The following is a 23,250-nucleotide window of genomic DNA, read 5'->3' on the forward strand; positions in this document are numbered from 1 at the left end:
CTAATCTTAGTATGTTTTAATTTTACCTTAATTCGTTTGTTGTTGTAGTAATCAATATAGTCTACAATGGCTTGTTCCAATTGCTTAAGTGACTTAAATGTTTTCTCATAGCCATAAAACATTTCGGATTTCAAAATACCAAAGAAGGACTCCATCATACCATTGTCTGGGCTGTTGCCCTTGCGTGACATGGATGCTTGAATTCCCTTACTCTCTAGGAACCGATGATAAGAATCGTGTTGGTATTGCCAGCCTTGGTCACTATGGAGAATCGTATTCTCATAGTGTTTCTCTGTGAAGGCCTGCTCTAACATCGTTTTTACTTGTTCTAAGTTGGGTGAAGTAGAAAGACGATAAGCAATAATTTCACTGTTAAAGCCATCTAAAACAGGCGATAAATACAATTTCTGTGTGCTATTTGGAATGGCAAACTCTGTCACATCCGTATAGCACTTTTCCATTGGCCTTGATGCTTCAAACTGGCGTTGAATAAGGTTATCTGCTTTCTTGCCAACTTCTCCTTGGTATGAAGAATACTTGCGTTTACGACGAATTTGGGCACTGAAACCAAGGATCTTCATCAGACGTTGGACCTTCTTATGATTCACTACAAAACCACGATTCCTCAATTCTAGAGTCATTCGGCGGTAACCATAATTTCCTTTATGCTCAGTAAAAATAGCTTGAATTTCAGCTTTAATATCATGATTTTTATCGCTTCTATCTAGTTGCTTTAGCTGGTAATAATAGGTTGAACGAGCTAGCTTAATAATCTTTAGAAGAGTCTCTAAAGGAAACTCTGTTACCAATCCTCGAACAATTTCTGTTTTTCTTTTAGCTCTTTCTCGTCCCTCAATCGGAGTTCTCTCAACTTTTTTAGAACAGCATTCTCCGCTCTCAAATATTCTAATTCTTCCTGAAGTCGCTCTAGCTCTGTCATCTCTTCAGGTTTCTTCTTTGGCTTACGTCCCATTTTAGATGGTCTCCCTCTTGTTTTCTCAACAATAGTATACCCATTTTTCTTGTATTGTGCTATCCAATTTTTTAATAGCGAAGGATCGGATAAAACATAATCTAAAGATACACTTCTTAGTGAACGACCTTTAAGCAGAACGTTATTAATTATTTCTTCCTTTAATTCGGGAGAATAGTAACGATTCTTTCCTTTTTTTGCGATTTCTATCCCGTAACGATCAATTAATTTAATCATGTACCTAAGATTAGAAATGTTTATCCCAAATTGATTTGAAAGCTGTCTAAAGCTCTCTCCTTGCTTTCTCAATTCATATATTTGAACTTTATCTTCATAAGTTAATTTCATTATAAAACACCCCAAAAGTTAGATTTTTTCTGTCTAACTTTTGGGGTGCAGTTCAAAATCAGCGTTTTTCTTCTGTATTGATTCGTATTGAATGCTTACTTCACTTCTATCTACAGTTTCTAAATCTCTAAATATAATAGAGCTGAAGCAGTGGTAAAACAAATCATCAACAAACTTGGTAATATCTTAGAAAATAATTTCTTTATAGTCCAAGTCGGTTTGATTTAAATTATACTTTTTTCTTAAACATTTGCTACGAGTAGGTATTTCTTGTGAGTAATTTTCATCAAAAAATTTCATAGATAAGTCCTATATATAATCATGGAAAAGTAGTAAAAATAGTTGTTATCCTAGTTGATTAAAAAAATCTCTGATTTCCTCATCTTTTATAAAATAATATATAATTTTCCCCTCTCTTCTAGTATCCAAGATGTTTTGATTGGCTAGTTTACGAAGATGGTGGGAGGCAGATGCCATACTGAGATTTAATAAACAGGCTATATCGCAGACACAGAGTTCTTCGACGGCAAGGAGATAAAAGATGATATTTATCTGTTTATTATCGGTAAATTTTGATAAAATGCGAAGTGATTTTTGGACTTTTTCCTTTTCAAGGTAGTTCGTTGCGGTTGTGACATTTTGTTGATTTATAACATCCACTTGACAGATACTATCTTTTTTCATAATTTTTTCTCCTAGCCTAACACAGCCCATAGCATGTCAAAGCTGTTGTTTTCAATCAGGATATACATCCCCAATCCTAAATAGACAACGGCAATAAACCATCTGCTATATTTTTCCAAAGTTTCTCCAACAGAAGGGACTTGTGCTAATTTTTGGGCAGAAAAAACCAAGAGATAAATCATGACTAGAAAAGTAAGTAAAGTCACTATCAAATTCACTAAATTTAAGGTGGTAAAATATGGGACAAAGACACCAATATTGTCAGCGCCACAACTTGCAAAAGTAATCATAGCGACTAGAAAAATCAGGTTTTTATTGTCTTTTCGCAAACCATCTTTTGCAATAGCTTCTCCATCAGAATCTCCTAAAAGCAAAACTTTGAGGCCTAGGAAAATTGGAATCAAACCGAGCAAACCTAAAATCTCTTTACTAGGAATATAATTTAAGACAAATGCAAAAAGCAAACTTAGCAATATTAGACTAACAGAGCCTAGAAATTGTCCTAAATAGATGTTAATGATGTCTTTTCTGCTTTTTCTTTTGGCAAAAAATAACATTAGGATAATAAGTAAGTCTACGGCTGTCCCAGAATACAGGATTATTGAAGTAACAACATTTTGAACCATAAAACACCTCATTCAAATATATTTTTGAATGTATTTTAACATTAAACTTTGTAGATGTCAACTTCAGCTCCATCAAAATATAGATAAGAAGGTAGTGTACCAAATATTAAAAAGCCCTGCCATCGAAATGATAGCAGGGCTTAACTTCAATATCCAGATGATATATTTATCTAAAAAAGGTAGAGAAAAAGGTAGAGTTTGAGTTGAAATATACTGTATTTGATAAAAAGAAAAAAGCCTTTGAAATCAACGTTTCAAAGGCTTTTGCTTACTTAATTATTTAACTTCAGTAAACACAACGTGTTTGCGAAGTTTTGGTGAGTATTTCTTCAATTGAAGACGGTCTGGAGTGTTACGTTTGTTTTTAGAAGTAAGGTACAAGCGTTCACCAGATTCTTTGTGTTCAAGTGTAATATTTACGCGCATGGTATCTCCCTTCTATTATTCAGCTGATGCAGCTTTAGCGATCTTACGTCCTTTGTAGTATCCTTTAAGGGATACACGGTGAGAACGTGAGTAATCTCCAGTTGCTTCGTCAAAGTTTACAGATGGAGCTGTTACTTTGTAGTGCGTACGACGTTTGTTTTTCTTCGCTTTTGATGTGCGACGTGCAGGTACTGCCATTTCGTTTTTCTCCTTTTAAGATATAAATTCAATTAGGTTTGATTTTCATCAACTTTAACAGTATAACAAAACTTTTTTGTAAAGTAAAGTTACTTGACAAAAAATTATTAAAAAAATCTCCTGCCTCATCAAATGGGACAGGAGTTCTCCTTAAAGGTCTATTTCAAATGGCTCATCAATCGTTTCCGAAACGTATTTGCCATCCTTTTTTCGTTGCTTGACACATTCTGTCAGCAGGTACTCGATCTGACCATTGACCGATCGAAAATCATCTTCTGCCCATGATGCGAGAGCAGCATATAACTTGGCTGACAGTCTAAGTGGAATTTGCTTTTTCTTTTGATCAGCCATTCTTAATAGAGACTTCCTGTGTTGACAATTGGTTGTGCATCATGATTGCCACAGAGAACAACTAGAAGGTTCGATACCATGGCAGCCTTCCGTTCTTCGTCTAGCTCTACAATCTCTCCTTCGCTCAAGCGTTCAAGGGCCATTTCAACCATCCCAACTGCTCCATCGACAATCATCTTCCGCGCATCGATAATGGCAGACGCTTGTTGGCGTTGAAGCATCACAGCTGCGATTTCTGGAGCATAGGCCAAGTAAGTAATGCGAGCCTCTAGAATTTCGAGCCCAGCATCTTTAACACGCGCTTGAATCTCTTCTCGAATGCGACTGGCCACGATTTCACTGGAGCCTCGGAGACTACCCTCATCTGCCTGGCCATCTCCTGTCGTATCGACATTAGGAGCTACATCATAAGGATAGATGCGAACAATATTACGAAGGGCACTATCACACTGCAATGAGAGATATTCTTTGTAGTTATCCACATTGAAGACTGCTTTAGCCGTATCCACTACGCGCCAAGTAACTGCAATACCAATTTCTACAGGATTCCCTAAGCAGTCATTGATCTTCTGGCGAGAGTTGTTCAAGGTCATCACTTTTAAGGAAATATTCTTTTTACCTGTCTCGATGGAAATATTGTTGCCTTCTGCTGTTTTACTGACAGACATGGGGGACTTGGTGGTGACATCACCACTTTGTCCCAAGCGGGTGTTATTGGCAGGATTGACAGCGACACAGAAGGGATTGACAAAGTAAATACCCGCTTCGCGAATGGTTCCAATATAGTCCCCAAACAAGGTCAAGACCAAGGCCTCTTGCGGTTTAATAATTTTGATCCCCGCATAGCACACCAGACTAGCAATAAAGAGAAAAATACAGGTAATAACTCCAATTGCAAGCGGGAAACCTTCTGGTAAACTAGCAATCGAACTAATAAAGGCAAAAACTAAAACAAGATCTCCAACTAGCAAGCCTACAAGGGCAGCTAAGCCGTTTTTCTTTTGAGTTAAAATTTTTTCTTCCATGGGACGAGCCCTTCTTTCTTTATGATATCTAAATGATATCATTTTGTTTTCAAAAGTCAAGATATAACTGTAAACTATTTTAGCAAGCAAGCAATCGAACTAAATTGTCTGAAAATTCAAGAATTTTCTTCTATCGTTGGGCCGTAAATTGTGCTATAATAATAAAAAAACGATGAGAGGGAATCAGATGACAGAATTAGACAAACGCCATCGTAGTAGTGTATACGATAGCATGGTAAAATCTCCCAACCGTGCCATGCTTCGCGCGACGGGAATGACCGATGAAAGCTTTGAGAAACCGATTGTCGGAGTGATTTCGACATGGGCGGAAAATACCCCTTGTAACATTCACCTCCACGATTTTGGAAAACTGGCCAAAGAAGGTGTGAAAGATGCAGGAGCTTGGCCGGTCCAATTTGGCACCATTACGGTTGCGGACGGGATCGCCATGGGGACTCCAGGAATGCGCTTCTCCCTAACGTCACGCGATATCATTGCGGACTCTATCGAAGCGGCTATGGGTGGTCACAACGTGGATGCCTTTGTAGCTATCGGGGGCTGTGATAAGAATATGCCTGGTTCCATGATTGCCATTGCCAATATGGATATCCCTGCGATCTTTGCTTATGGTGGGACCATTGCTCCAGGTAATCTGAACGGCAAGGATATCGACTTGGTGTCTGTTTTCGAAGGAATTGGGCAATGGAATCACGGTGATATGACCGCTGAAGAAGTGAAGCAATTAGAGTGTAACGCCTGCCCTGGCCCTGGTGGCTGTGGTGGAATGTATACGGCCAACACCATGGCGACAGCAATCGAGGTCCTTGGGATGAGCTTACCCGGTTCCTCTTCTCACCCTGCTGAATCAGCTGATAAAAAGGCGGATATCGAAGAAGCAGGTCGTGCAGTTGTCAAGATGCTGGAGATGGGACTGAAACCATCTGACATCTTGACTCGTGAAGCCTTTGAAGATGCCATCACAGTAACCATGGCGCTGGGTGGATCCACCAATGCCACTCTGCACTTGCTTGCGATCGCTCATGCGGCTAATGTTGACTTGACGCTGGAAGACTTCAACGATTTCCAAGAGCGCGTGCCTCACTTGGCGGACTTGAAACCTTCAGGGAAATATGTCTTCCAAGACCTTTACAATGTCGGTGGTGTGCCAGCCGTCATGAAATACCTTCTTAAGAATGGGTTCCTTCATGGAGATCGCATCACCTGTACTGGTAAAACGGTGGCTGAGAACTTAGAAGCCTTCGCTGATTTGACACCAGGTCAAAAAGTCATCATGCCACTTGAACATCCAAAACGTGCGGATGGTCCATTGATCATCTTGAAAGGGAACTTGGCTCCTGAAGGAGCAGTTGCCAAAGTATCAGGTGTGAAGGTCCGCAACATCACGGGTCCGGCTAAGGTCTTTGACTCGGAAGAAGCTGCCATTGAGGCCGTTCTTTCAGACGAAATCGTGGATGGCGACGTTGTCGTTGTTCGTTTCGTTGGTCCTAAGGGTGGTCCTGGTATGCCGGAAATGCTGTCCTTGTCATCTATGATCGTTGGGAAAGGCCAAGGGGACAAGGTGGCCCTCTTGACAGACGGACGTTTCTCTGGAGGGACTTACGGTCTGGTTGTTGGTCACATTGCGCCTGAAGCTCAGGTCGGTGGCCCAATCGCCTACCTCCACACAGGGGATCTGGTGACAGTTGACCAAGATACTAAAGAAATCACCATGCATGTCTCAGACGAAGAGTTAGCAAAACGGAAGGCTGAAACCACCTTGCCGCCACTCTATAGCCGTGGGGTTCTGGGTAAATACGCCCATATCGTTTCTTCAGCCTCACGCGGTGCCGTGACAGACTTCTGGAATATGGAACAGTCTGGTAAACAGTAATTGCAAGGACGACTTTGTCTAAAGAGAGAGTGAGATAGAACGAAACTTATGGAGGGTTCATTCTATCTCACTTTTTTAAAATACTTATTTGAGGCTTTCTAGCTGGATTGTGGTATAATAATGGGACGTTTTCTGGGTGTCTCAGATGAGAATGTGGCATCCCTATTGAACAAGGAGAGAAAATGAAAATCGCATGGAATGAAATGAAATACCAACCCAAGAAGTTTATCCTGATTGAACTCCTCATTACCATCCTCATGTTTATGGTGGTGTTCTTGTCCGGCCTGACAAATGGACTGGGCCGTTCGGTATCTGCCCAAATCGATAATTATGGGTCATTGCACTACATCCTTTCGACGGATTCAGAAGGGATTATCCCCTTTTCAACCATTACGGCGAAAGATTTAGATGAGGTCCAAAAGATAGAGGGAATGGACTATTCTGGCTTGTCCATCCAGCGAGCAACTGTCTCAAAATCAGAGGATTCCAACACTCTGGATATCACCTACTTCGCGACCGATCACAACGAAGAAGAGATCCTCAATCCAATCATGGAAAATACAGACTTCAAGATCTCCGACTTAAAGAAAAACGAGGTCATTCTGGACTGTTCTTTCAAAGAGAATGAGGGGATCCAAGTCGGCGATCAAGTGATCGACAAAACCTCTAAGCAAAAACTCAAGGTCGTGGCCTTCGCGAAAAATGCCAAATACGGCTATAGCGAGATTGGCTTTATCAGCTCGGATACCTACACAGGCATGCGGCAAAAAACAGATCCAAGCTATCAATGGCAAGCCCAAACCCTTGTGGCCAAGAAGAGCATCACTTCTAGCGATCTAGCCAGCAACTTGATGGTAGCGGATAAGAAGCAAGTAATCGATAAAATCCCTGGCTACAAGGCTCAAAATCTGACGCTACGGATGATCACTTGGGTGCTCTTGCTCGCTTCTTCTGCTATCCTTGGGGTCTTCTTCTATATCCTGACATTGCAAAAGTTGAAACAGTTCGGCGTCTTGAAGGCCATTGGCATGTCCATGAGCCAGATTACCTATGTCCAACTATCCCAGCTCACCATCATCTCCCTCATCGGAGTACTGCTGGGTCTTGGCTTGGCAACTATGATGGCACCATTTTTACCCAATAGCGTCCCTTCCTTTATGACCCTGAAAGACAACCTCACCATCTCGGTTAACTTTATCCTGACCTCTATTTTGTGTGGTGCCTTATCCCTTGTCAAAATCAAAAAAGTAGATCCAATCGAAGTCATTGGTGGAAATGGAGAATAAGATGGCTATCATTGCATTAGAACATATCAGAAAATCCTACGCCGATGGCAGCCAGATGCACCATGTCCTCAACCAGCTTGATTTAAGCGTCGAACCCAACGAATTTGTCGCCATCTTGGGCCCTTCAGGATCAGGTAAATCCACCCTCTTGGCTATCGCTGGTTTACTCTTATCAGCGGACGAGGGGCGGATTTCTATCGATGGCCAAGACTTAACCGGTCTCAACCAAGGTCAGTGGACGCAAAAACGTCTGGAATTGCTCGGCTTCATCTTTCAAGATCACCAGCTCCTTTCTTACATGAAAATCGGTGACCAGTTAGAACTGGTGGCCAAATTGAAAGGGGAAAAGGATAAGAAAAAACGCCAAGAGGAAGTCAAAGCCTTGTTGGCAGATCTGGGCATCGAAGCTTGTTACTACCAATATCCTAATCAGATGTCTGGGGGGCAAAAACAACGGGCAGCCATTGCTCGGGCCTTTATCGGAAATCCGCAGGTTATTTTAGCTGATGAACCAACGGCTAGCCTAGACCCAGATCGAGGGCAAGAAATCGCCCAGTTGATCCGGAAAGAAGTCAAATCCAAAAACAAGAGCGCCATCATGGTGACCCATGACCGCTCCATCCTGACCTATGTAGATACCATTTATGAATTAAAACATGGCCAATTGATGAGAGTAGATGCATAAGCATTTGGAATGAAAAAATCCTAGAGTTGGAGAAAAACATGGCTGTTCGAGTGGAGATGCTTCCCGGTCGAACAGCTTTTTTAGCATCTGCAGTCTTGCTATTGAAACGTATGAATATTACTTTTGGGGGGATTTGAGTGTATCATCTGTCATTTTTCTTGTAAATTCGTCTATAATTTGCTATAATCTGCTTAATCGAATTTATCCTTTAATACTGTCCAGAGAGGCAGGCAAGGTGTTATGGAAATGAAGTGCCTGGGAAGACCGGCCTATATTTTGTGTATCTCCTTGTTTTGGGGGATTTTTTTGTATATAGAAAGGTGCTTTTTATGAAAAAGAAAGAAATCGTCGACGACGTAACCATGAAGCGCGCCATCACACGAATCACCTATGAGATAATCGAGCGGAACAAAAACCTCGATCAGATTGTCCTAGCGGGTATAAAGACACGCGGGGTTTACATTGCTAGACGCATCCAAGAACGCTTGAAGCAGTTGGAAAATCTAGATGTTCCCTTGATTGAATTGGATACCAAGGCTTTCCGCGACGATATTAAGTCGGAGTTGGATACATCGGTGGTCCCTGTAAGTGTGGATCGTGCAGAGGTGATCTTGGTGGATGATGTGTTGTATACTGGCCGCACGATTCGGGCAGCGATTGATAATATTGTCAGTCGAGGGCGTCCAGCCCGTGTGAGTCTGGCTGTATTGGTTGACAGAGGGCATCGCGAGTTGCCTATCCGTGCAGATTATGTTGGAAAGAACATTCCAACAAGTGAGTCAGAAGAAATTGAAGTGTTGGTGTCTGAAATTGATGGTGTAGATAGCATCAATATCATTGCGCCAAATTGAAAAAGTGAAAAGTGCCCGAAGTTTTGTGCAAAAAAGATAAAGACTCTTAGGAGCAACTGCTCCGTCATCGTATTTCCTATTTTTGCTTTAGGCTTTATACGGGCTTTGTATCTTGTTAATTGAACACGGGCTAAGAGCTGTGTAAAATAGATAAATCTTCCTAGAAGCTAAAGCTTCATCGTCAGATTTCCTAATTTTACTTTGCTCTTTATACGCCCTTTGTATCTTATTATTTAGGGAGTTTTCTATCATGAATAACGTTAAATATGATGTTTCTGATATGCCAAAACCAGGTTTACTGGTTGGTTTATCTTTCCAGCATTTGTTTGCCATGTTTGGTGCGACGGTGCTGGTGCCGATTTTGGTTGGGATTGATCCTGCCATTGCTTTGTTCTCATCTGGTTTGGGGACTTTGGCTCACTTGACAGTGACCAAGTATAAGATTCCTGCCTACATGGGATCTAGTTTTGCTTATATTGCAGCGATGCAAATGCTGATGAAGTCAGATGGAATCGCAGCAGTTGCGCAAGGTGCCATGGCGGGTGGTTTGGTCTACTTGTTTGTGGCTCTGATTGTTAAGTATGCGGGGAAAGACTGGATTAATAAGGTCCTTCCACCAATCGTGGTTGGTCCCATTATCATGGTAATTGGTTTGAATCTTGCGGCCAATGCAGTCACTGATGCGACAACCTTAAATAAAAGCTATAGTGGCTATGCTCTATTGATTTCGATGGTGACCCTCTTTGCGGTTATCCTATTTAACATGTATGGCAAGAAGATTGTCGGTGTCGTCCCAATTTTACTTGGATTAATTGTGGGCTATATTTTCTCAGTGGCTCTTGGTTTGGTGACAGGACATAGTTTTGTCAATTTCTCAGAGGTCAGTGCAGCGCATTGGATTCAAGTTCCAAACTTTGACATTCCATTTGTGGATTATAGCTTTAAGCTCTATCCAAGTGCGATTTTGACCATGGCTCCGATTGCCTTTGTGACCATGACGGAACATTTTGGCCACCTCATGGTTTTAAATAGTTTGACGGAGCGTGATTACTTCAAGGACCCAGGGCTTGACCATACGCTTACTGGTGATGGTTTGGCACAGATTATTGCCGGATTCTTTGGAGCTCCTCCAGTAACCTCTTATGGGGAAAACATTGGGGTTATGGCCCTTAGTAAGGTCTACTCAGTTTACGTTATTTCAGGCGCAGCAGTGATTGCGGTTGTCATGAGCTTTATTGGGAAGCTATCAGCACTCTTGCATTCTATTCCAACTCCTGTATTGGGAGGGTTGTCTATTGCCCTCTTTGGGGTTATCGCTGCTAGCGGTTTGAAAATTTTAGTTGAACATCAGATTGATTTTGATAATAAAAAGAATCTCTTGATTGCAAGTGTTATCTTGGTATCAGGGATCGGTGGTTTGATGATTGACCTTGCTGGCCTTCAAATCACGGGTGTGGCAACATCAACGATTCTAGGAATCGTGTTGTACCAAATCCTTCCTGAACCTCATGTAGAAGAAAAGTAATTCCTCAAAAAGGAGGGAACCTCTGGTTAGAGAAATAATAAAGTGTTTCTACGGAAACTAGAGCAATCAGTTGAGATCGTAATTTGTAAACAGCGTTAACGGATTCCAGAGAGAATCAGACGAAAGGAAGAATAAAATGGCAAAACGTTTACTGATTTTAGAAGACGGCACAATTTTTGAAGGTCAGGCCTTTGGTGCGGACCTAGAGGTGACAGGTGAAATCGTCTTTAATACGGGGATGACAGGTTATCAAGAATCGATCACCGACCAGTCTTATAACGGACAGATTTTGACTTTCACCTATCCCTTAGTAGGGAATTATGGAGTGAATCGTGATGATTACGAATCCATCACTCCAACGACCAAGGGTGTGGTGGTGTCAGAAGCTAGCCGTCGTGCTAGTAACTGGCGAAACCAAATGACTTTGAACGAGTTTTTAAAGGCGAAGGATATTCCTGGAATTTCAGGAATTGATACCCGTGCTCTGACAAAGATTATCCGTCAACACGGAACGATGAAGGCAACGATTGCAAGTCCAAGTCATTCAGTAAAAGACTTGCAAGATCAGTTGCAGGCAGCTATGTTACCAACCAATAACATTGAGCAAGTCTCTACGAAAACAGCCTATCCAGCACCAGGTGTTGGGAAAAATATTGTGTTGGTAGACTTCGGCCTCAAACACTCGATCTTACGTGAATTTTCAAAACGTGACTGCAATGTGACCGTTGTGCCTCATGATATCACGGCTGAAGAAATTCTCCATCTGGATCCAGATGGTGTGATGTTGTCAAATGGTCCTGGGAACCCTGAAGATGTGCCGTATGCACTGGATATGATTCGGGGCATTCAAGGAAAAATTCCAATTTTTGGGATTTGCATGGGGCACCAGTTGTTTAGTTTGGCAAATGGCGCAACAGCTTATAAGATGAAGTTTGGGCACCGTGGCTTTAACCATGCGGTTCGTGAAATTGCGACGGGGCGTGTTGATTTTACCAGCCAAAACCATGGCTATGCGATTGATCGCGAAAGCCTTCCAGATTGCTTGATGATCACGCATGAAGAAATCAATGACCGATCTGTTGAAGGAGTTCGTCACCGTGACTTTCCTGCCTTCTCCGTGCAATTCCACCCAGATGCAGCACCTGGTCCACATGATGCGAGCTACCTCTTTGATGAATTCTTGGAATTAATTGATGCCTTCCAAGCAGAAAAAGAATAATCTGAAGAGGAACATCTCTTGAATGGAAAACGGAAGGAAAACTTCGTATGTTGAGCTACCGTTTTCTGGTCGTCCTTTGTGTCTTATTTAATGTCGCCCTGTGAGGCGACGAATAGAAAGGAGAATTAAGGACTTGTATTCAGTTAGAGAAATGAAGTGTAGTGCCTTGTTTCTTATAGAGTGATGACGCTCTTTACTGGAAGGAGTTTTTCAGTCAAAGATCTTGTGCCAATAATGTCATCTGAAACTGAACACGGACGGAAAGCTCGGAATTTAGAACAATCGTTTTGGATGCTTGCATCCTGTAACGATTGCCTAAAATTCTATCGCTTTCTGGTCGTCCTTTGTATCTTAAATATGCCTAAACGTTCTGATATTAAAAAAATTATGGTGATTGGGTCTGGTCCGATTATTATTGGTCAGGCTGCTGAGTTTGATTATGCGGGTACGCAAGCCTGCTTGGCCTTGAAAGAGGAGGGCTACAGTGTGGTTCTTGTCAACTCCAACCCTGCGACCATCATGACTGATAAGGAAATCGCAGACAAGGTTTACATTGAACCAATTACGCTTGAGTTTGTGACGCGTATTCTTCGTAAGGAACGCCCAGATGCTCTCTTGCCAACCTTGGGTGGTCAAACGGGTCTCAACATGGCCATGGAACTGTCTAAAGCAGGGATTCTTGAACAGCTTGGCGTTGAATTGTTGGGGACAAAATTGTCTGCCATTGACCAAGCCGAAGACCGTGACCTCTTTAAGCAATTGATGGAAGACTTGCATCAGCCGATTCCAGAATCTGAAATCGTGAATACGGTGGACGAAGCAGTGGCTTTTGCTTCAAAAATCGGGTATCCAGTCATTGTCCGTCCTGCCTTCACTCTTGGTGGTACTGGTGGTGGTATGTGTGCCAATGAAGAAGAACTTCGTGAGATCGCTGAAAATGGTTTGAAATTATCACCCGTAACCCAATGTTTGATTGAACGCTCGATCGCTGGTTTCAAAGAGATCGAATACGAAGTGATGCGTGATGCGGCTGACAACGCTCTTGTCGTTTGTAACATGGAAAACTTCGACCCAGTTGGGATCCACACAGGGGACTCGATCGTCTTTGCCCCAACGCAAACCTTGTCAGATATTGAAAACCAAATGTTGCGTGATGCCAGCTTGAAGATTATCCGTGCCCTTAAGATTGAGGGTGGTTGTAACGTACAGTTGGCGCTGGACCCTAATAGCTTTAACTACTATGTAATTGAAGTCAATCCGCGTGTGTCTCGTTCATCAGCCTTGGCCTCAAAAGCAACAGGTTACCCAATTGCCAAATTGGCTGCTAAAATCGCTGTCGGTTTGACACTGGACGAGATGATTAACCCCGTCACTGGTACAACCTATGCCATGTTCGAACCAGCTCTTGACTACGTGGTTGCTAAGATTCCGCGTTTCCCATTTGATAAGTTTGAACATGGGGAACGTCGTCTTGGTACTCAGATGAAAGCGACTGGTGAAGTGATGGCCATTGGTCGGAACATTGAAGAGTCTCTTCTGAAAGCTTGTCGTTCGCTTGAAATCGGTGTTCACCACAATGAAATGCCTGAGCTAGCTGAAGTGACAGATGATGCTTTGGTGGAAAAAATTGTCAAAGCGCAAGACGACCGTCTCTTCTACCTTTCGGAAGCTATCCGTCGTGGCTATACAATCGAAGAATTGGCAGAGTTGACCAAGATTGATCTCTTCTTCCTTGACAAGTTGCTCCATATCTTTGAATTGGAACAAGAATTGGCTACTCACGTAGGAGACGTCGCTGTTTTGAAAGAAGCCAAACGCAATGGTTTCTCTGACCGTAAGATTGCGGAACTTTGGACCCAAACAGCCGACCAAGTCCGTGCCACTCGGTTGAAAAATCATATCCTTCCTGTTTACAAGATGGTCGATACTTGTGCAGCCGAGTTTGAATCTTCCACACCCTATTTCTACTCAACCTATGAGTGGGAAAATGAATCCATCAAGTCTGATAAAGAATCGGTTATCGTTCTTGGTTCAGGTCCGATCCGTATCGGACAAGGGGTTGAGTTTGACTATGCGACCGTTCACTCTGTCAAAGCGATCCAAGCTGCAGGTTACGAAGCGATCATCATGAACTCAAACCCTGAAACGGTTTCAACGGACTTCTCCGTTTCAGATAAACTCTACTTTGAACCATTGACCTTTGAAGACGTAATGAACGTCATCGAATTGGAACAACCTAAGGGTGTCGTGGTGCAGTTTGGTGGTCAAACTGCCATCAACTTGGCGGAGCCATTGTCTAAAGCAGGGGTGAAAATCTTGGGTACTCAGGTTGCTGATTTGGACCGTGCCGAAGACCGTGACCTCTTTGAACAAGCCCTGAAAGATCTCAACATCCCACAACCACCAGGTCAAACGGCGACAAATGAAGAAGAAGCGGTTGAAGCAGCTCGTAAGATTGGCTTCCCAGTCCTTGTTCGTCCGTCATACGTTTTAGGTGGACGGGCCATGGAAATTGTGGAAAATGAAGACGACCTTCGCTCTTACATGCGTACAGCCGTTAAGGCAAGTCCTGATCACCCAGTCCTTGTAGATAGTTATATCATTGGACGTGAGTGCGAAGTAGATGCCATTTCTGATGGTAAGGATGTCTTGATTCCTGGTATCATGGAACACATCGAACGTGCAGGGGTTCACTCAGGGGACTCAATGGCGGTTTACCCACCACAAACCCTTTCTAAGAAAATTCAAGAAACGATCGCTGATTATACCAAACGCTTGGCCATCGGTCTGAACTGTATTGGTATGATGAATATTCAGTTCGTGATCAAGGGCGAAACGGTTTATGTGATTGAGGTGAACCCACGTGCCAGCCGTACCGTGCCATTCTTGTCTAAGGTAACGGATATTCCTATGGCTCAGGTGGCTACAAACTTGATTCTTGGAAAATCGTTGGCAGAGCAAGGTTACAAAGATGGCCTTTATCCCGAAAGCAAACACGTGCATGTCAAGGCGCCAGTCTTCTCCTTCACAAAATTGGCCAAGGTCGATAGCCTCCTTGGACCTGAAATGAAATCAACTGGTGAAGTAATGGGGACAGATGCTACGCTTGAAAAAGCCCTCTACAAAGCCTTTGAAGCTTCTTACCTTCATTTGCCAACCTTTGGAAATGTTATCTTTACCATTGATGATGACACCAAGGATGAAGCGCTTGGTTTGGCTCGGCGCTTTGAGGCCATCGGTTATGGCATTTATGCGACGGAAGGAACAGCCAAGTTCTTGAATGAACATGGTGTTCAGGCAACACTTGTGCACAAGTTGGGTGAAAATGACGACAACGACATTCCAGCCCTCGTTCGTACAGGCAAGGCGCAAGCCATTATCAATACCGTCGGGAACAAACGGACCCACGACGAAGATGGCGCAACTATCCGTAGTTCAGCGATTGAAGCAGGGATTCCACTCTTCACAGCGCTTGATACAGCCGATGCCATGGTGCGTGTGCTTGAAAGCCGTAGCTTTACAACAGAAGCGATCTAAATAGTTGAAACAAATAAAAAACGAGGAAAGAACTCGCAAGTAGCGTCGAGCTTCCTCGTTTTTTTGATGCAGGCAAAGACAGAGTTCTTATCGTGGTGGGAGTCCGAGTGCGATGCGGCCATATCGGCTGATGCGCGTGATTTTCCAGGCGGGCGACCAGGTCACTTCGACTTTGACTTCTTCGATTCCATCGATTTCCTTGAGGCGCGAAACAATTTCGATCGGAAGGCTCTCGGCACAACTACAAGCCGTATCGGTAAAGGTCATGACCACCTTGCAAGTGCCGGCTTCATCTAGATGGATCTCGTAGATCAGTCCTAGGTTATAGACATCTAATTCAACATCTGTATCAAACACCAGCTCCAATTTTTCAATGAGTGACTTCTCCAGTGCCAGGGCGCGGTCATTGATTTTGATATCCTCTCTCATGGTAAGTTCCTTTCAATATTACTGGTTTCCATTTTCTCATAATTCAGGCCATAAGGCAAGAAGAGCAAGAGAATTTATAGGCAGAGACGATAGCTAAGACAGTCCAGCCTCCATTTCTCTTTCGATTTATGGTAAAATAGAGGGAAAAGTAAGACAAAGGAAGAAGACATGAAATTACAAAAACCAAAGGGAACCCAGGATATTCTTCCTGGAGAATCAGTCAAATGGCAATATGTAGAAGGCTTTGCCCGCAAGGTCTTTGCCCGCTACAATTATGAAGAAATCCGCACGCCCATCTTCGAACATTATGAAGTCATCAGCCGTTCAGTAGGGGGTACAACGGATATCGTGACCAAAGAAATGTATGACTTCTATGACAAGGGAGATCGACATATCACGCTTCGTCCAGAAGGAACGGCCCCTGTTGTCCGCTCGTATGTAGAAAATAAACTCTTTGCGCCTGAAGTGCAAAAACCAAGTAAATTTTATTACATGGGCCCAATGTTCCGCTACGAACGTCCTCAAGCAGGCCGCCTGCGTCAATTCCACCAAATTGGAGTAGAATGCTTTGGATCGAGCAATCCAGCAACGGATGTCGAAACCATTGCTATGGCAGCGCAATTCCTGAAAGAATTAGGGATTGACAATGTGACCTTGCACTTGAACACCTTGGGAAGCCCAGCCAGTCGCAAAGCCTATCGTCAAGCCTTGATTGACTACCTCTTGCCAATGAAGGATCAATTGTCTAAGGACAGCCAACGTCGCTTAGAAGAAAATCCGCTTCGTGTCTTGGATTCAAAAGAAAAAGAAGACAAGGTGGCGGTTGAGCAAGCTCCTTCCATCCTAGACTATCTAGACGAAGAAAGCCAAGCGCATTTTGCTGCAGTTCGTCGGATGTTGGAGGACTTGGGGGTAGCCTACGTCATCGATACCAACATGGTGCGTGGTTTGGATTACTACAACCACACGATTTTTGAGTTCATTACAGAGATTGAAGGCAATGAATTGACAGTCTGTGCGGGTGGTCGCTATGATGGCTTGGTAGAGTACTTCGGTGGCCCTGCGACAGCTGGTTTTGGATTTGGAATCGGTGTGGAACGGATTCTTCTCGTTCTTGAAAAGAAAGGTGTAGCCTTACCAATCGAGACTGGCTTAGACGCCTATATCGCCGTCCTAGGAGATGAGGCCAATGAAGCAGCGCTTAGTTTGGTACAAGCTCTCCGCCTTCAAGGTTTCAAGGCCGAACGCGACTATCTTGGACGTAAGCTCAAGGCCCAATTTAAGTCTGCAGATGTCTTTGCGGCCAAAGCTTTGATTACTCTAGGAAGTAGCGAGGTTGAAAGTGGTCAAGTCACCGTGAAAAACAACCAAACTCGTCAAGAAGTGACCGTAGCCCTTGACAGTTTGAAGAAAGATTTCCAAGCTGTTTTAGCAGAGTTGGGTTTGGCCTAATCCAGTCTTTCAGACGCTTGTAAAATAGATTCGTATGGGAGAGAGTGGGACAGAAATCGGTCATTCGTTAGAATTCGATTTCGTCGTCCCACCTCCGCACAGCTTCAACAGTCTGGGAGACTGTTGAAGGTTGCAGATAAAGGAAACATAGTTTCCGTCAACATAGGGCATCTTTGAAGCTTAAAAAGCGAACAAAGACTTAGGATACTTGCTTCGCAAGTTCTATCCGCCACCTCAAAGCAGTGCTTTGAGCACTCAACCACTGCGTCTTGCTCGACAATCCAAAGACAATTGAGAGGCTAGGACTTTTGTCCCAGCCTCTTCCTTTTGTATCTCACACGTAATTTAGGGAAAAGCCGTTAAATTTTCTGACATTTATGATATAATGAGAAGACTACTAGTAAAGGAATGAATCCCTCATGACATTAGTTTACCAATCAACACGAGATGAAAAAAATACTGTAACAGCTAGTCAAGCTATCCTTCAAGGATTAGCGACAGATGGTGGCTTGTTTACCCCTATTGCCTATCCACAAGTAGAGTTGGACTTTGATACCCTCAAAGATGCTTCCTATCAGGAAGTAGCAAAACTCATTTTGTCAGCCTTCTTGGACGACTTTACGGCAGAAGAGTTGGACTACTGCATTTCTCATGCTTATGACAGCAAGTTTGATACCCCAGCCATTGCTCCGCTTGTCAAACTCGATGGTCAATACAACTTAGAACTCTTCCACGGCTCCACCATTGCCTTTAAGGATATGGCCTTGTCCATCTTGCCTTACTTCATGACAACAGCAGCTAAAAAGCACGGTCTGGAAAACAAGATTGTCATCTTGACAGCGACTTCTGGTGATACAGGAAAAGCTGCTATGGCCGGTTTTGCCGATGTTCCAGGAACAGAGATCATCGTCTTTTATCCAAAAGACGGTGTCAGCAAGGTGCAAGAATTGCAAATGACCACTCAAACGGGGGACAATACTTATGTGATCGCCATCGATGGAAACTTTGACGATGCTCAGACCAACGTCAAACACATGTTCAACGATGTGGCCCTTCGTGAAAAATTAGCAGCCAACAAGATGCAATTTTCATCAGCTAACTCCATGAACATTGGCCGTTTGGTGCCTCAGGTTGTCTATTACGTATACGCCTACGCGCAATTGGTCAAGACAGGCCAAATCACAGCGGGAGAAAAAGTCAACTTCACTGTGCCAACAGGAAACTTTGGAAATATCTTAGCGGCTTTCTATGCCAAACAAATCGGTCTTCCAGTTGGGAAATTGATCTGTGCATCAAACGAGAACAATGTCTTGACAGACTTCTTCAAAACACATGTCTATGATAAGAAACGTGAGTTCAAGGTGACCACTAGTCCATCGATGGATATTTTAGTGTCTTCAAACTTGGAACGCTTGATTTTCCACTTGGTTGGCAATGATGCCACAAAGACCAAAGAGTTGATGGAAAGCCTCGTTGCAACAGGTCAGTACCAATTGTCCGATTTTGATGCAGACATCTTAGATTTGTTTGCGGCGGCCTACGCAGATGAAGCCGAAACAGCAGCAGAAATCAAGCGGGTTTATGAAGCGTCTGATTACATCGAAGACCCTCATACAGCCGTAGCATCAGCTGTTTATCAAAAATACCGGACCCAAACAGGGGATACTGCTAAAACAGTTATTGCCTCTACAGCAAGTCCTTATAAATTCCCAGTTGTAGCAGTAGAAGCGGTGACGGGCGAGACAGGTTTAGGCGATTTTGAAGCCTTGGCTAAATTACACACACTCTCAGGTGTTCCTGTACCACCGGCCGTAGACGGTCTGGAAACTGCACCGGTTCGACATCGCACCAGCGTTGCAGCCCAAGATATGCAAGCAGCTGTCGAAGACTACTTGGGACTGTAATTCTCCTTATTAGAAAGATCAAAAGAGCCGTTTGGCTCTTTTCTATACGCATGCATTCATACAAAAAAATCGTAAACATCGCCCTTCCTGCCATGGGTGAAAATTTCTTACAAATGCTGATGGGCATGGTGGACTCTTATTTAGTGGCTCACCTGGGCTTGATTGCTATCTCGGGTGTGTCCGTCGCAGGGAATATCATTACCATCTATCAAGCCATCTTTTTGGCACTGGGTGCAGCAGTTGCCAGTGTCATGTCTAAAAGCCTGGGCGAAAAAAATCAAGAAGCGATTGCCTACCATGCAACAGAGTCATTGAAAGTGACCTTGTTGGTGAGTGCTCTCTTAGGGGGAGTGTCGCTCCTCTTTGGTCGTCAGATGATTTCGCTCTTGGGGACCGAAGCAGCAGTCGCTGACAGTGGGGGGATTTACCTTTCCTTGGTCGGCGGGACCATTGTTCTCTTAGGATTGATGACGACCCTGGGCTCGCTGGTTCGGGTAGCCAACAATCCACGTATTCCCATGTATGTCAGCTTGTTGACCAATGTTTTAAATGCTCTGTTCTCTTCTGTGGCTATTTTCCTCTTTGGTTGGGGCATTGTCGGAGCAGCTTTGGGGACTGTGCTAGCCCGCTTGATCGGTGTCTTTCTCTTGTGGCAAAAAGTCCGGCTACCCTTTGCTCCTCTTCGGTGGGGATTGGATCGCAAGCTCTTAGACTTAGCGCTTCCAGCTGCCGGAGAGCGCTTGATGATGCGGGCTGGAGATGTGGTGATTATCGCGATCGTCGTCGCTTTTGGGACGGAAGCAGTCGCGGGCAATGCCATCGGAGAGATCTTGACCCAGTTTAACTACATGCCTGTATTTGGAGTGGCCACAGCGACGGTCATGCTCGTAGCGCGGAGCCTCGGTGAAGGGGATCTGGAGCAGATTGACCACCTTCGAAAGCAGTCTTACTGGCTGTCCTTCGTGTTGATGTTGCCCATTGCCTTGGGAATCTTTTTTGGTGGCACTCTTTTGACCCAGCTCTACACGCAAGATACGAAAGCGGTAGAAGCTAGCCTTTCGGTTGTCCTCTTTTCTTTGTTAGGAACACCCTTTACAGCAGGAACGGTCATCTATACAGCTGTTTGGCAAGGCTTGGGAAATGGGAAATTGCCATTTTATGCAACGACCATTGGCATGTGGGTCATTCGAATTGGAGCGGGTTATCTGCTTGGAGTAACCCTTGGATTCGGACTTCCAGGAGTTTGGACGGGAACGCTACTAGATAATGCCTTTCGCTGGCTATTTTTGAGTCAGCTTTATCGACGAAAAGTAGGAGAGAGAACATGACAAAACGAGCTTTTATTTGGGATTTGGATGGGACCTTGCTGGATTCCTATGATGCTATTTTAGCAGGTCTTGAGGAGACTCATGCATTTTATCAGCTTCCGTTTGACCGAGCGAGTATTAAAGACTATATCTTGAAGCATTCGGTTCAGGATCTTTTAGTAGCTGTGGCAGAGGAGTATCAACTGGATGTGACCGACTTAAATCATCGCCGGGCAGAAAGTCTAGCAGAGAAAAATGCCCAGGTTGTCCTGATGGAGGGGGCGCGTGATGTCCTGTCCTGGGCGAAGGATGCGGGGATCCAGCAGTTTGTTTATACCCATAAGGGAGAGAATGCCTTGGTCATTCTACGGGACTTGGGTTTGGAATCTTTTTTTAAAGAGATTTTGACCAGTCAAAGTGGTTTTGCACGCAAGCCTAAACCAGAAGCAGCCAGGTATCTGATGAAGAAGTACGGGTTGGAGCCAGAAAATACCTACTATATTGGGGATCGGAGTCTGGATATTGATTTTGCAAGAAATAGCCAGATTCAGAGTATCAATTTCTTGCCGTCTGACTATGAAGGCAATCACCAGATGAACACCTTACTAGATATTCCAACTATTTTAAGCCTTGAAAAGAATCTGTAAAGAGTTTGTTTTCATTTTGAAATAAAGTCGTAAGCTTTCTTTAAGAAATGTCCGCTATAATAGAATCATAAACAAAGACCTCCTAACTTTGTTTAGAAAAATCCTAAAACTTTTCTTTTTCATAATAATCTCCCTAAAAGTCGCCCAATCAGGCGGCTTTTTTTTGTGCGAAAGAATAGTGCAAGCTCTTTTTCTTGCAAGAAGATAAAAAATGCATCTTGATCTAAAAAAACCTCATTTTCCTTTACAAATGAGGGTTTCGGGTTACAATAGAGGTAGCAACAAGAAATGAGGAAAAGACAATGATTAGTCTGGAAGAGATTGAGCGTGTCATCCAGTCAGGACCATTTGAAGCAACTTGGGGTTCGCTTAGTCGCCATACTTGTCCAAACTGGTATCGGGATGCCAAGTTTGGGATCTTTATTCACTGGGGTGTTTATAGTGTGCCGGCCTTTTGGTCAGAGTGGTATTCACGAAACATGTACATTCAAGGTCACCCTTGCTATGACTATCATCGAGAGCGCTTTGGAGATCAGGCTAGCTTTGGATACAAGGATCTCATTCCTCTTTTTACAGCGGATCGATTTGACCCTGCATCTTGGCTCGATCTCTTTCAAAAGGCGGGGGCTCAGTATCTTTTTCCAGTAGCGGAGCACCATGATGGTTTTCAAATGTATGCTTCGAGTCTCTCGCCTTATAATAGCTTGGAAATGGGGCCAAGACGAGATGTCCTAGGAGAGCTACGGGCGGAAGCAGAAAAACGTGGCCTCCACTTCTGTGTCTCCTCTCACCGGGCAGAGCACCAGTTTTTCTTTTCGCATGGCAAGGAGTTTGCCAGTGACATTCCTCAAGAAGTCCCAAGAGACAGCCTTTATTGGCCAGCGGAGCCAGAGCCCAAAGATCATTTTGATCTCACCTCCAAGCCCTATCCAAGTAAAGAATTCTTGGAAGACTGGCTCTTGCGGACTTGCGAACTGGTGCGGGACTACCAGCCAGAGCTTCTTTATTTTGACTGGTGGATCCAGCATGAGAGTTTCCGTCCCTACTTAATGCGCTTTTTGGCTTATTATTACAATCTAGCAGCACAAGAGGATCGCAAGGTGGCCGTTTGTTACAAACAGGATGCCCTACCTTTTGGTTCAGGAATCGTCGAGATGGAGCGTGGCAGCTACGGTGACACCCAAGCTTTTCCATGGCAAATGGATACCGCGATTGCGCGTAATGCTTGGTGTTATACCAAGAACTTAAAATATAAGACCAGTAAGGAATTGCTACAAAATCTGGTTGATGTGGTCTCAAAAAATGGCAATCTTCTGCTCAATATTGGACCCAAGGCAGATGGCACCATCCCTGAGCAAGATCAAGACATCCTTACAGAGATCGGGGATTGGCTGGCGGTAAACGGAGAAGCCATTTATCAGAGCCGGCCTTGGCGGGTGTCATCGGACGGACCGACCGAGGCCCAGGAAGGTTCCTTCTCAGATGGGCAAGCGCCACTCTATACCAACCAAGATTTCCGCTATACTACGCGTGAAGGCCTGCTTTATGCTATCCAGCTAGAACCAAGTGGACGGACAGAAGAGTTGACCTTGCCTTCTCTCGCCTATGATCTGAAACAACCTCGCATTCTCCATGCGCGCATTCGGCAGGTAGAGCTCCTTGGAGAAAGCCAGCTCCTTTCTTGGAGTCAAGATGAGACAGGGCTCCACCTTCAGTTACCAGCTTGCAGCAAAAAACAACCGCGTGTTTTGCGTCTCAGTTTTTAGTTTTCTTGAAGTTTTCTATAAGGAATCGTTTAGGTTTTTCTTGTATACTCTATTCATCAAATAAGAAATGAGGTACAGAAAATGAAAATCTCAGTCAATTATCCAAAACGCTTTAAGAAA

21 protein-coding genes are annotated in these 23,250 nt (G+C 43.8%); 13 read left to right on the forward strand and 8 right to left on the reverse strand.

From position 1 onward, the window contains the following. From BTU61_RS08805 to BTU61_RS08815, 3 genes are all read right to left on the reverse strand, one after another. Nucleotides 1-1,321 (reverse strand): IS3 family transposase gene (locus BTU61_RS08805; protein WP_200773229.1). Its coding sequence is split into 2 segments (ribosomal slippage), with 1,322 coding nucleotides annotated over them: nucleotides 1-880 and nucleotides 880-1,321; the frame shifts between segments, so codons are not numbered across the junction. This gene is flagged as partial in the annotation. A gap of 345 nt (nucleotides 1,322-1,666) precedes the next feature. Beyond that, complete coding sequence (gene cadX, locus BTU61_RS08810; RefSeq protein ID WP_000711078.1) at nucleotides 1,667-2,005, reverse strand: Cd(II)/Zn(II)-sensing metalloregulatory transcriptional regulator CadX; 339 nt, start codon at nucleotides 2,003-2,005, stop codon at nucleotides 1,667-1,669. Nucleotides 2,006-2,016: 11 nt separating this feature from the next. Further along, on the reverse strand, nucleotides 2,017-2,631 hold the full coding sequence (locus BTU61_RS08815) for a CadD family cadmium resistance transporter (RefSeq protein WP_338058538.1): 615 nt from the start codon (nucleotides 2,629-2,631) through the stop codon (nucleotides 2,017-2,019). 28 nt (nucleotides 2,632-2,659) lie between these two features. On the opposite strand from BTU61_RS08815, the gene BTU61_RS10280 reads away from it, so the two are divergent. Continuing rightward, a complete protein-coding gene (locus BTU61_RS10280) occupies nucleotides 2,660-2,833 on the forward strand; it encodes a FanG protein (RefSeq protein ID WP_225915825.1) in 174 nt (57 codons plus the stop codon). Between the two features lie 74 nt (nucleotides 2,834-2,907). Here BTU61_RS10280 and rpmG read toward each other — a convergent pair whose 3' ends face one another. The 4 genes from rpmG to BTU61_RS08835 all read right to left on the reverse strand — a co-directional run bounded on the left by rpmG (nucleotide 2,908) and on the right by BTU61_RS08835 (nucleotide 4,631). Further along, nucleotides 2,908-3,057: a 50S ribosomal protein L33 gene (rpmG, locus tag BTU61_RS08820; RefSeq protein ID WP_001265622.1), complete on the reverse strand. Its 150-nt coding sequence runs from the start codon at nucleotides 3,055-3,057 to the stop codon at nucleotides 2,908-2,910. A 15-nt stretch (nucleotides 3,058-3,072) separates the two neighbouring features. Further along, nucleotides 3,073-3,255: a 50S ribosomal protein L32 gene (rpmF, locus tag BTU61_RS08825; protein WP_003009516.1), complete on the reverse strand. Its 183-nt coding sequence runs from the start codon at nucleotides 3,253-3,255 to the stop codon at nucleotides 3,073-3,075. Between the two features lie 150 nt (nucleotides 3,256-3,405). Continuing rightward, nucleotides 3,406-3,606 carry a type II toxin-antitoxin system antitoxin gene (locus BTU61_RS08830; RefSeq protein ID WP_023027511.1) on the reverse strand — a complete coding sequence of 67 codons (201 nt, stop codon included), beginning with the start codon at nucleotides 3,604-3,606 and terminating at the stop codon, nucleotides 3,406-3,408. A gap of 2 nt (nucleotides 3,607-3,608) precedes the next feature. Beyond that, nucleotides 3,609-4,631 (reverse strand): SPFH domain-containing protein, encoded by a 1,023-nt coding sequence (locus BTU61_RS08835; RefSeq protein ID WP_200773231.1) that lies wholly within the window; start codon nucleotides 4,629-4,631, stop codon nucleotides 3,609-3,611. Nucleotides 4,632-4,818: 187 nt separating this feature from the next. On the opposite strand from BTU61_RS08835, the gene ilvD reads away from it, so the two are divergent. From ilvD to carB, 7 genes are all read left to right on the forward strand, one after another. Beyond that, a complete protein-coding gene (ilvD, locus tag BTU61_RS08840; protein WP_200773232.1) occupies nucleotides 4,819-6,522 on the forward strand; it encodes a dihydroxy-acid dehydratase in 1,704 nt (567 codons plus the stop codon). A gap of 182 nt (nucleotides 6,523-6,704) precedes the next feature. Beyond that, nucleotides 6,705-7,808 carry an ABC transporter permease gene (locus BTU61_RS08845; RefSeq protein WP_200773233.1) on the forward strand — a complete coding sequence of 368 codons (1,104 nt, stop codon included), beginning with the start codon at nucleotides 6,705-6,707 and terminating at the stop codon, nucleotides 7,806-7,808. A gap of 1 nt (nucleotide 7,809) precedes the next feature. Continuing rightward, nucleotides 7,810-8,493: an ABC transporter ATP-binding protein gene (locus BTU61_RS08850; protein ID WP_200773234.1), complete on the forward strand. Its 684-nt coding sequence runs from the start codon at nucleotides 7,810-7,812 to the stop codon at nucleotides 8,491-8,493. 329 nt (nucleotides 8,494-8,822) lie between these two features. After that, entirely contained in the window at nucleotides 8,823-9,344 is a 522-nt protein-coding gene (gene pyrR, locus BTU61_RS08855) for a bifunctional pyr operon transcriptional regulator/uracil phosphoribosyltransferase PyrR (protein WP_200773235.1), read from the forward strand. A 250-nt stretch (nucleotides 9,345-9,594) separates the two neighbouring features. Then, on the forward strand, nucleotides 9,595-10,869 hold the full coding sequence (locus BTU61_RS08860) for a uracil-xanthine permease family protein (RefSeq protein WP_200773236.1): 1,275 nt from the start codon (nucleotides 9,595-9,597) through the stop codon (nucleotides 10,867-10,869). A gap of 136 nt (nucleotides 10,870-11,005) precedes the next feature. Then, nucleotides 11,006-12,088: a carbamoyl phosphate synthase small subunit gene (locus BTU61_RS08865; protein WP_200773237.1), complete on the forward strand. Its 1,083-nt coding sequence runs from the start codon at nucleotides 11,006-11,008 to the stop codon at nucleotides 12,086-12,088. A gap of 357 nt (nucleotides 12,089-12,445) precedes the next feature. Beyond that, nucleotides 12,446-15,625 carry a carbamoyl-phosphate synthase large subunit gene (gene carB / locus BTU61_RS08870; protein WP_200773252.1) on the forward strand — a complete coding sequence of 1,060 codons (3,180 nt, stop codon included), beginning with the start codon at nucleotides 12,446-12,448 and terminating at the stop codon, nucleotides 15,623-15,625. Between the two features lie 87 nt (nucleotides 15,626-15,712). Here the strand turns inward: carB and BTU61_RS08875 are convergent, their stop codons facing one another. Then, nucleotides 15,713-16,054 carry a metal-sulfur cluster assembly factor gene (locus tag BTU61_RS08875; protein WP_187539588.1) on the reverse strand — a complete coding sequence of 114 codons (342 nt, stop codon included), beginning with the start codon at nucleotides 16,052-16,054 and terminating at the stop codon, nucleotides 15,713-15,715. A gap of 168 nt (nucleotides 16,055-16,222) precedes the next feature. Between BTU61_RS08875 and hisS the strand changes: the two genes are divergently transcribed. From hisS to BTU61_RS08900, 5 genes are all read left to right on the forward strand, one after another. Continuing rightward, complete coding sequence (gene hisS / locus BTU61_RS08880) at nucleotides 16,223-17,506, forward strand: histidine--tRNA ligase (RefSeq protein WP_200773238.1); 1,284 nt, start codon at nucleotides 16,223-16,225, stop codon at nucleotides 17,504-17,506. Nucleotides 17,507-17,925: 419 nt separating this feature from the next. Beyond that, nucleotides 17,926-19,410 (forward strand): threonine synthase, encoded by a 1,485-nt coding sequence (thrC, locus tag BTU61_RS08885; protein ID WP_200773239.1) that lies wholly within the window; start codon nucleotides 17,926-17,928, stop codon nucleotides 19,408-19,410. A gap of 50 nt (nucleotides 19,411-19,460) precedes the next feature. Continuing rightward, nucleotides 19,461-20,738, forward strand: coding sequence for an MATE family efflux transporter (locus BTU61_RS08890; RefSeq protein WP_200773240.1), 1,278 nt, complete (start codon nucleotides 19,461-19,463; stop codon nucleotides 20,736-20,738). Continuing rightward, nucleotides 20,735-21,364, forward strand: coding sequence for an HAD-IA family hydrolase (locus BTU61_RS08895; protein WP_200773241.1), 630 nt, complete (start codon nucleotides 20,735-20,737; stop codon nucleotides 21,362-21,364). Before BTU61_RS08890 ends, BTU61_RS08895 begins: the two co-directional genes overlap by 4 nt. A gap of 302 nt (nucleotides 21,365-21,666) precedes the next feature. Then, nucleotides 21,667-23,130 (forward strand): alpha-L-fucosidase, encoded by a 1,464-nt coding sequence (locus BTU61_RS08900; protein ID WP_200773242.1) that lies wholly within the window; start codon nucleotides 21,667-21,669, stop codon nucleotides 23,128-23,130. Nucleotides 23,131-23,250: the final 120 nt, after the last annotated feature.

The organism is Streptococcus lactarius (assembly GCF_016642265.1).
In the GTDB taxonomy this organism is placed as follows: Bacteria; Bacillota; Bacilli; order Lactobacillales; family Streptococcaceae; genus Streptococcus; species Streptococcus lactarius.

Excerpts from the sequence above, each read along its gene's own strand:
- cadX (WP_000711078.1), bottom strand. The coding sequence starts at position 2,005 with ATGAAAAAAGATAGTATCTGTCAAGTGGATGTTATAAATCAACAAAAT.
- BTU61_RS08815 (WP_338058538.1), bottom strand. The coding sequence starts at position 2,631 with ATGGTTCAAAATGTTGTTACTTCAATAATCCTGTATTCTGGGACAGCC.
- BTU61_RS10280 (WP_225915825.1), top strand. The coding sequence starts at position 2,660 with ATGTATTTTAACATTAAACTTTGTAGATGTCAACTTCAGCTCCATCAA.
- rpmG (WP_001265622.1), bottom strand. The coding sequence starts at position 3,057 with ATGCGCGTAAATATTACACTTGAACACAAAGAATCTGGTGAACGCTTG.
- rpmF (WP_003009516.1), bottom strand. The coding sequence starts at position 3,255 with ATGGCAGTACCTGCACGTCGCACATCAAAAGCGAAGAAAAACAAACGT.
- BTU61_RS08830 (WP_023027511.1), bottom strand. The coding sequence starts at position 3,606 with ATGGCTGATCAAAAGAAAAAGCAAATTCCACTTAGACTGTCAGCCAAG.
- BTU61_RS08835 (WP_200773231.1), bottom strand. The coding sequence starts at position 4,631 with ATGGAAGAAAAAATTTTAACTCAAAAGAAAAACGGCTTAGCTGCCCTT.
- ilvD (WP_200773232.1), top strand. The coding sequence starts at position 4,819 with ATGACAGAATTAGACAAACGCCATCGTAGTAGTGTATACGATAGCATG.
- BTU61_RS08845 (WP_200773233.1), top strand. The coding sequence starts at position 6,705 with ATGAAAATCGCATGGAATGAAATGAAATACCAACCCAAGAAGTTTATC.
- BTU61_RS08850 (WP_200773234.1), top strand. The coding sequence starts at position 7,810 with ATGGCTATCATTGCATTAGAACATATCAGAAAATCCTACGCCGATGGC.
- pyrR (WP_200773235.1), top strand. The coding sequence starts at position 8,823 with ATGAAAAAGAAAGAAATCGTCGACGACGTAACCATGAAGCGCGCCATC.
- BTU61_RS08860 (WP_200773236.1), top strand. The coding sequence starts at position 9,595 with ATGAATAACGTTAAATATGATGTTTCTGATATGCCAAAACCAGGTTTA.
- BTU61_RS08865 (WP_200773237.1), top strand. The coding sequence starts at position 11,006 with ATGGCAAAACGTTTACTGATTTTAGAAGACGGCACAATTTTTGAAGGT.
- carB (WP_200773252.1), top strand. The coding sequence starts at position 12,446 with ATGCCTAAACGTTCTGATATTAAAAAAATTATGGTGATTGGGTCTGGT.
- BTU61_RS08875 (WP_187539588.1), bottom strand. The coding sequence starts at position 16,054 with ATGAGAGAGGATATCAAAATCAATGACCGCGCCCTGGCACTGGAGAAG.
- hisS (WP_200773238.1), top strand. The coding sequence starts at position 16,223 with ATGAAATTACAAAAACCAAAGGGAACCCAGGATATTCTTCCTGGAGAA.
- thrC (WP_200773239.1), top strand. The coding sequence starts at position 17,926 with ATGACATTAGTTTACCAATCAACACGAGATGAAAAAAATACTGTAACA.
- BTU61_RS08890 (WP_200773240.1), top strand. The coding sequence starts at position 19,461 with ATGCATTCATACAAAAAAATCGTAAACATCGCCCTTCCTGCCATGGGT.
- BTU61_RS08895 (WP_200773241.1), top strand. The coding sequence starts at position 20,735 with ATGACAAAACGAGCTTTTATTTGGGATTTGGATGGGACCTTGCTGGAT.
- BTU61_RS08900 (WP_200773242.1), top strand. The coding sequence starts at position 21,667 with ATGATTAGTCTGGAAGAGATTGAGCGTGTCATCCAGTCAGGACCATTT.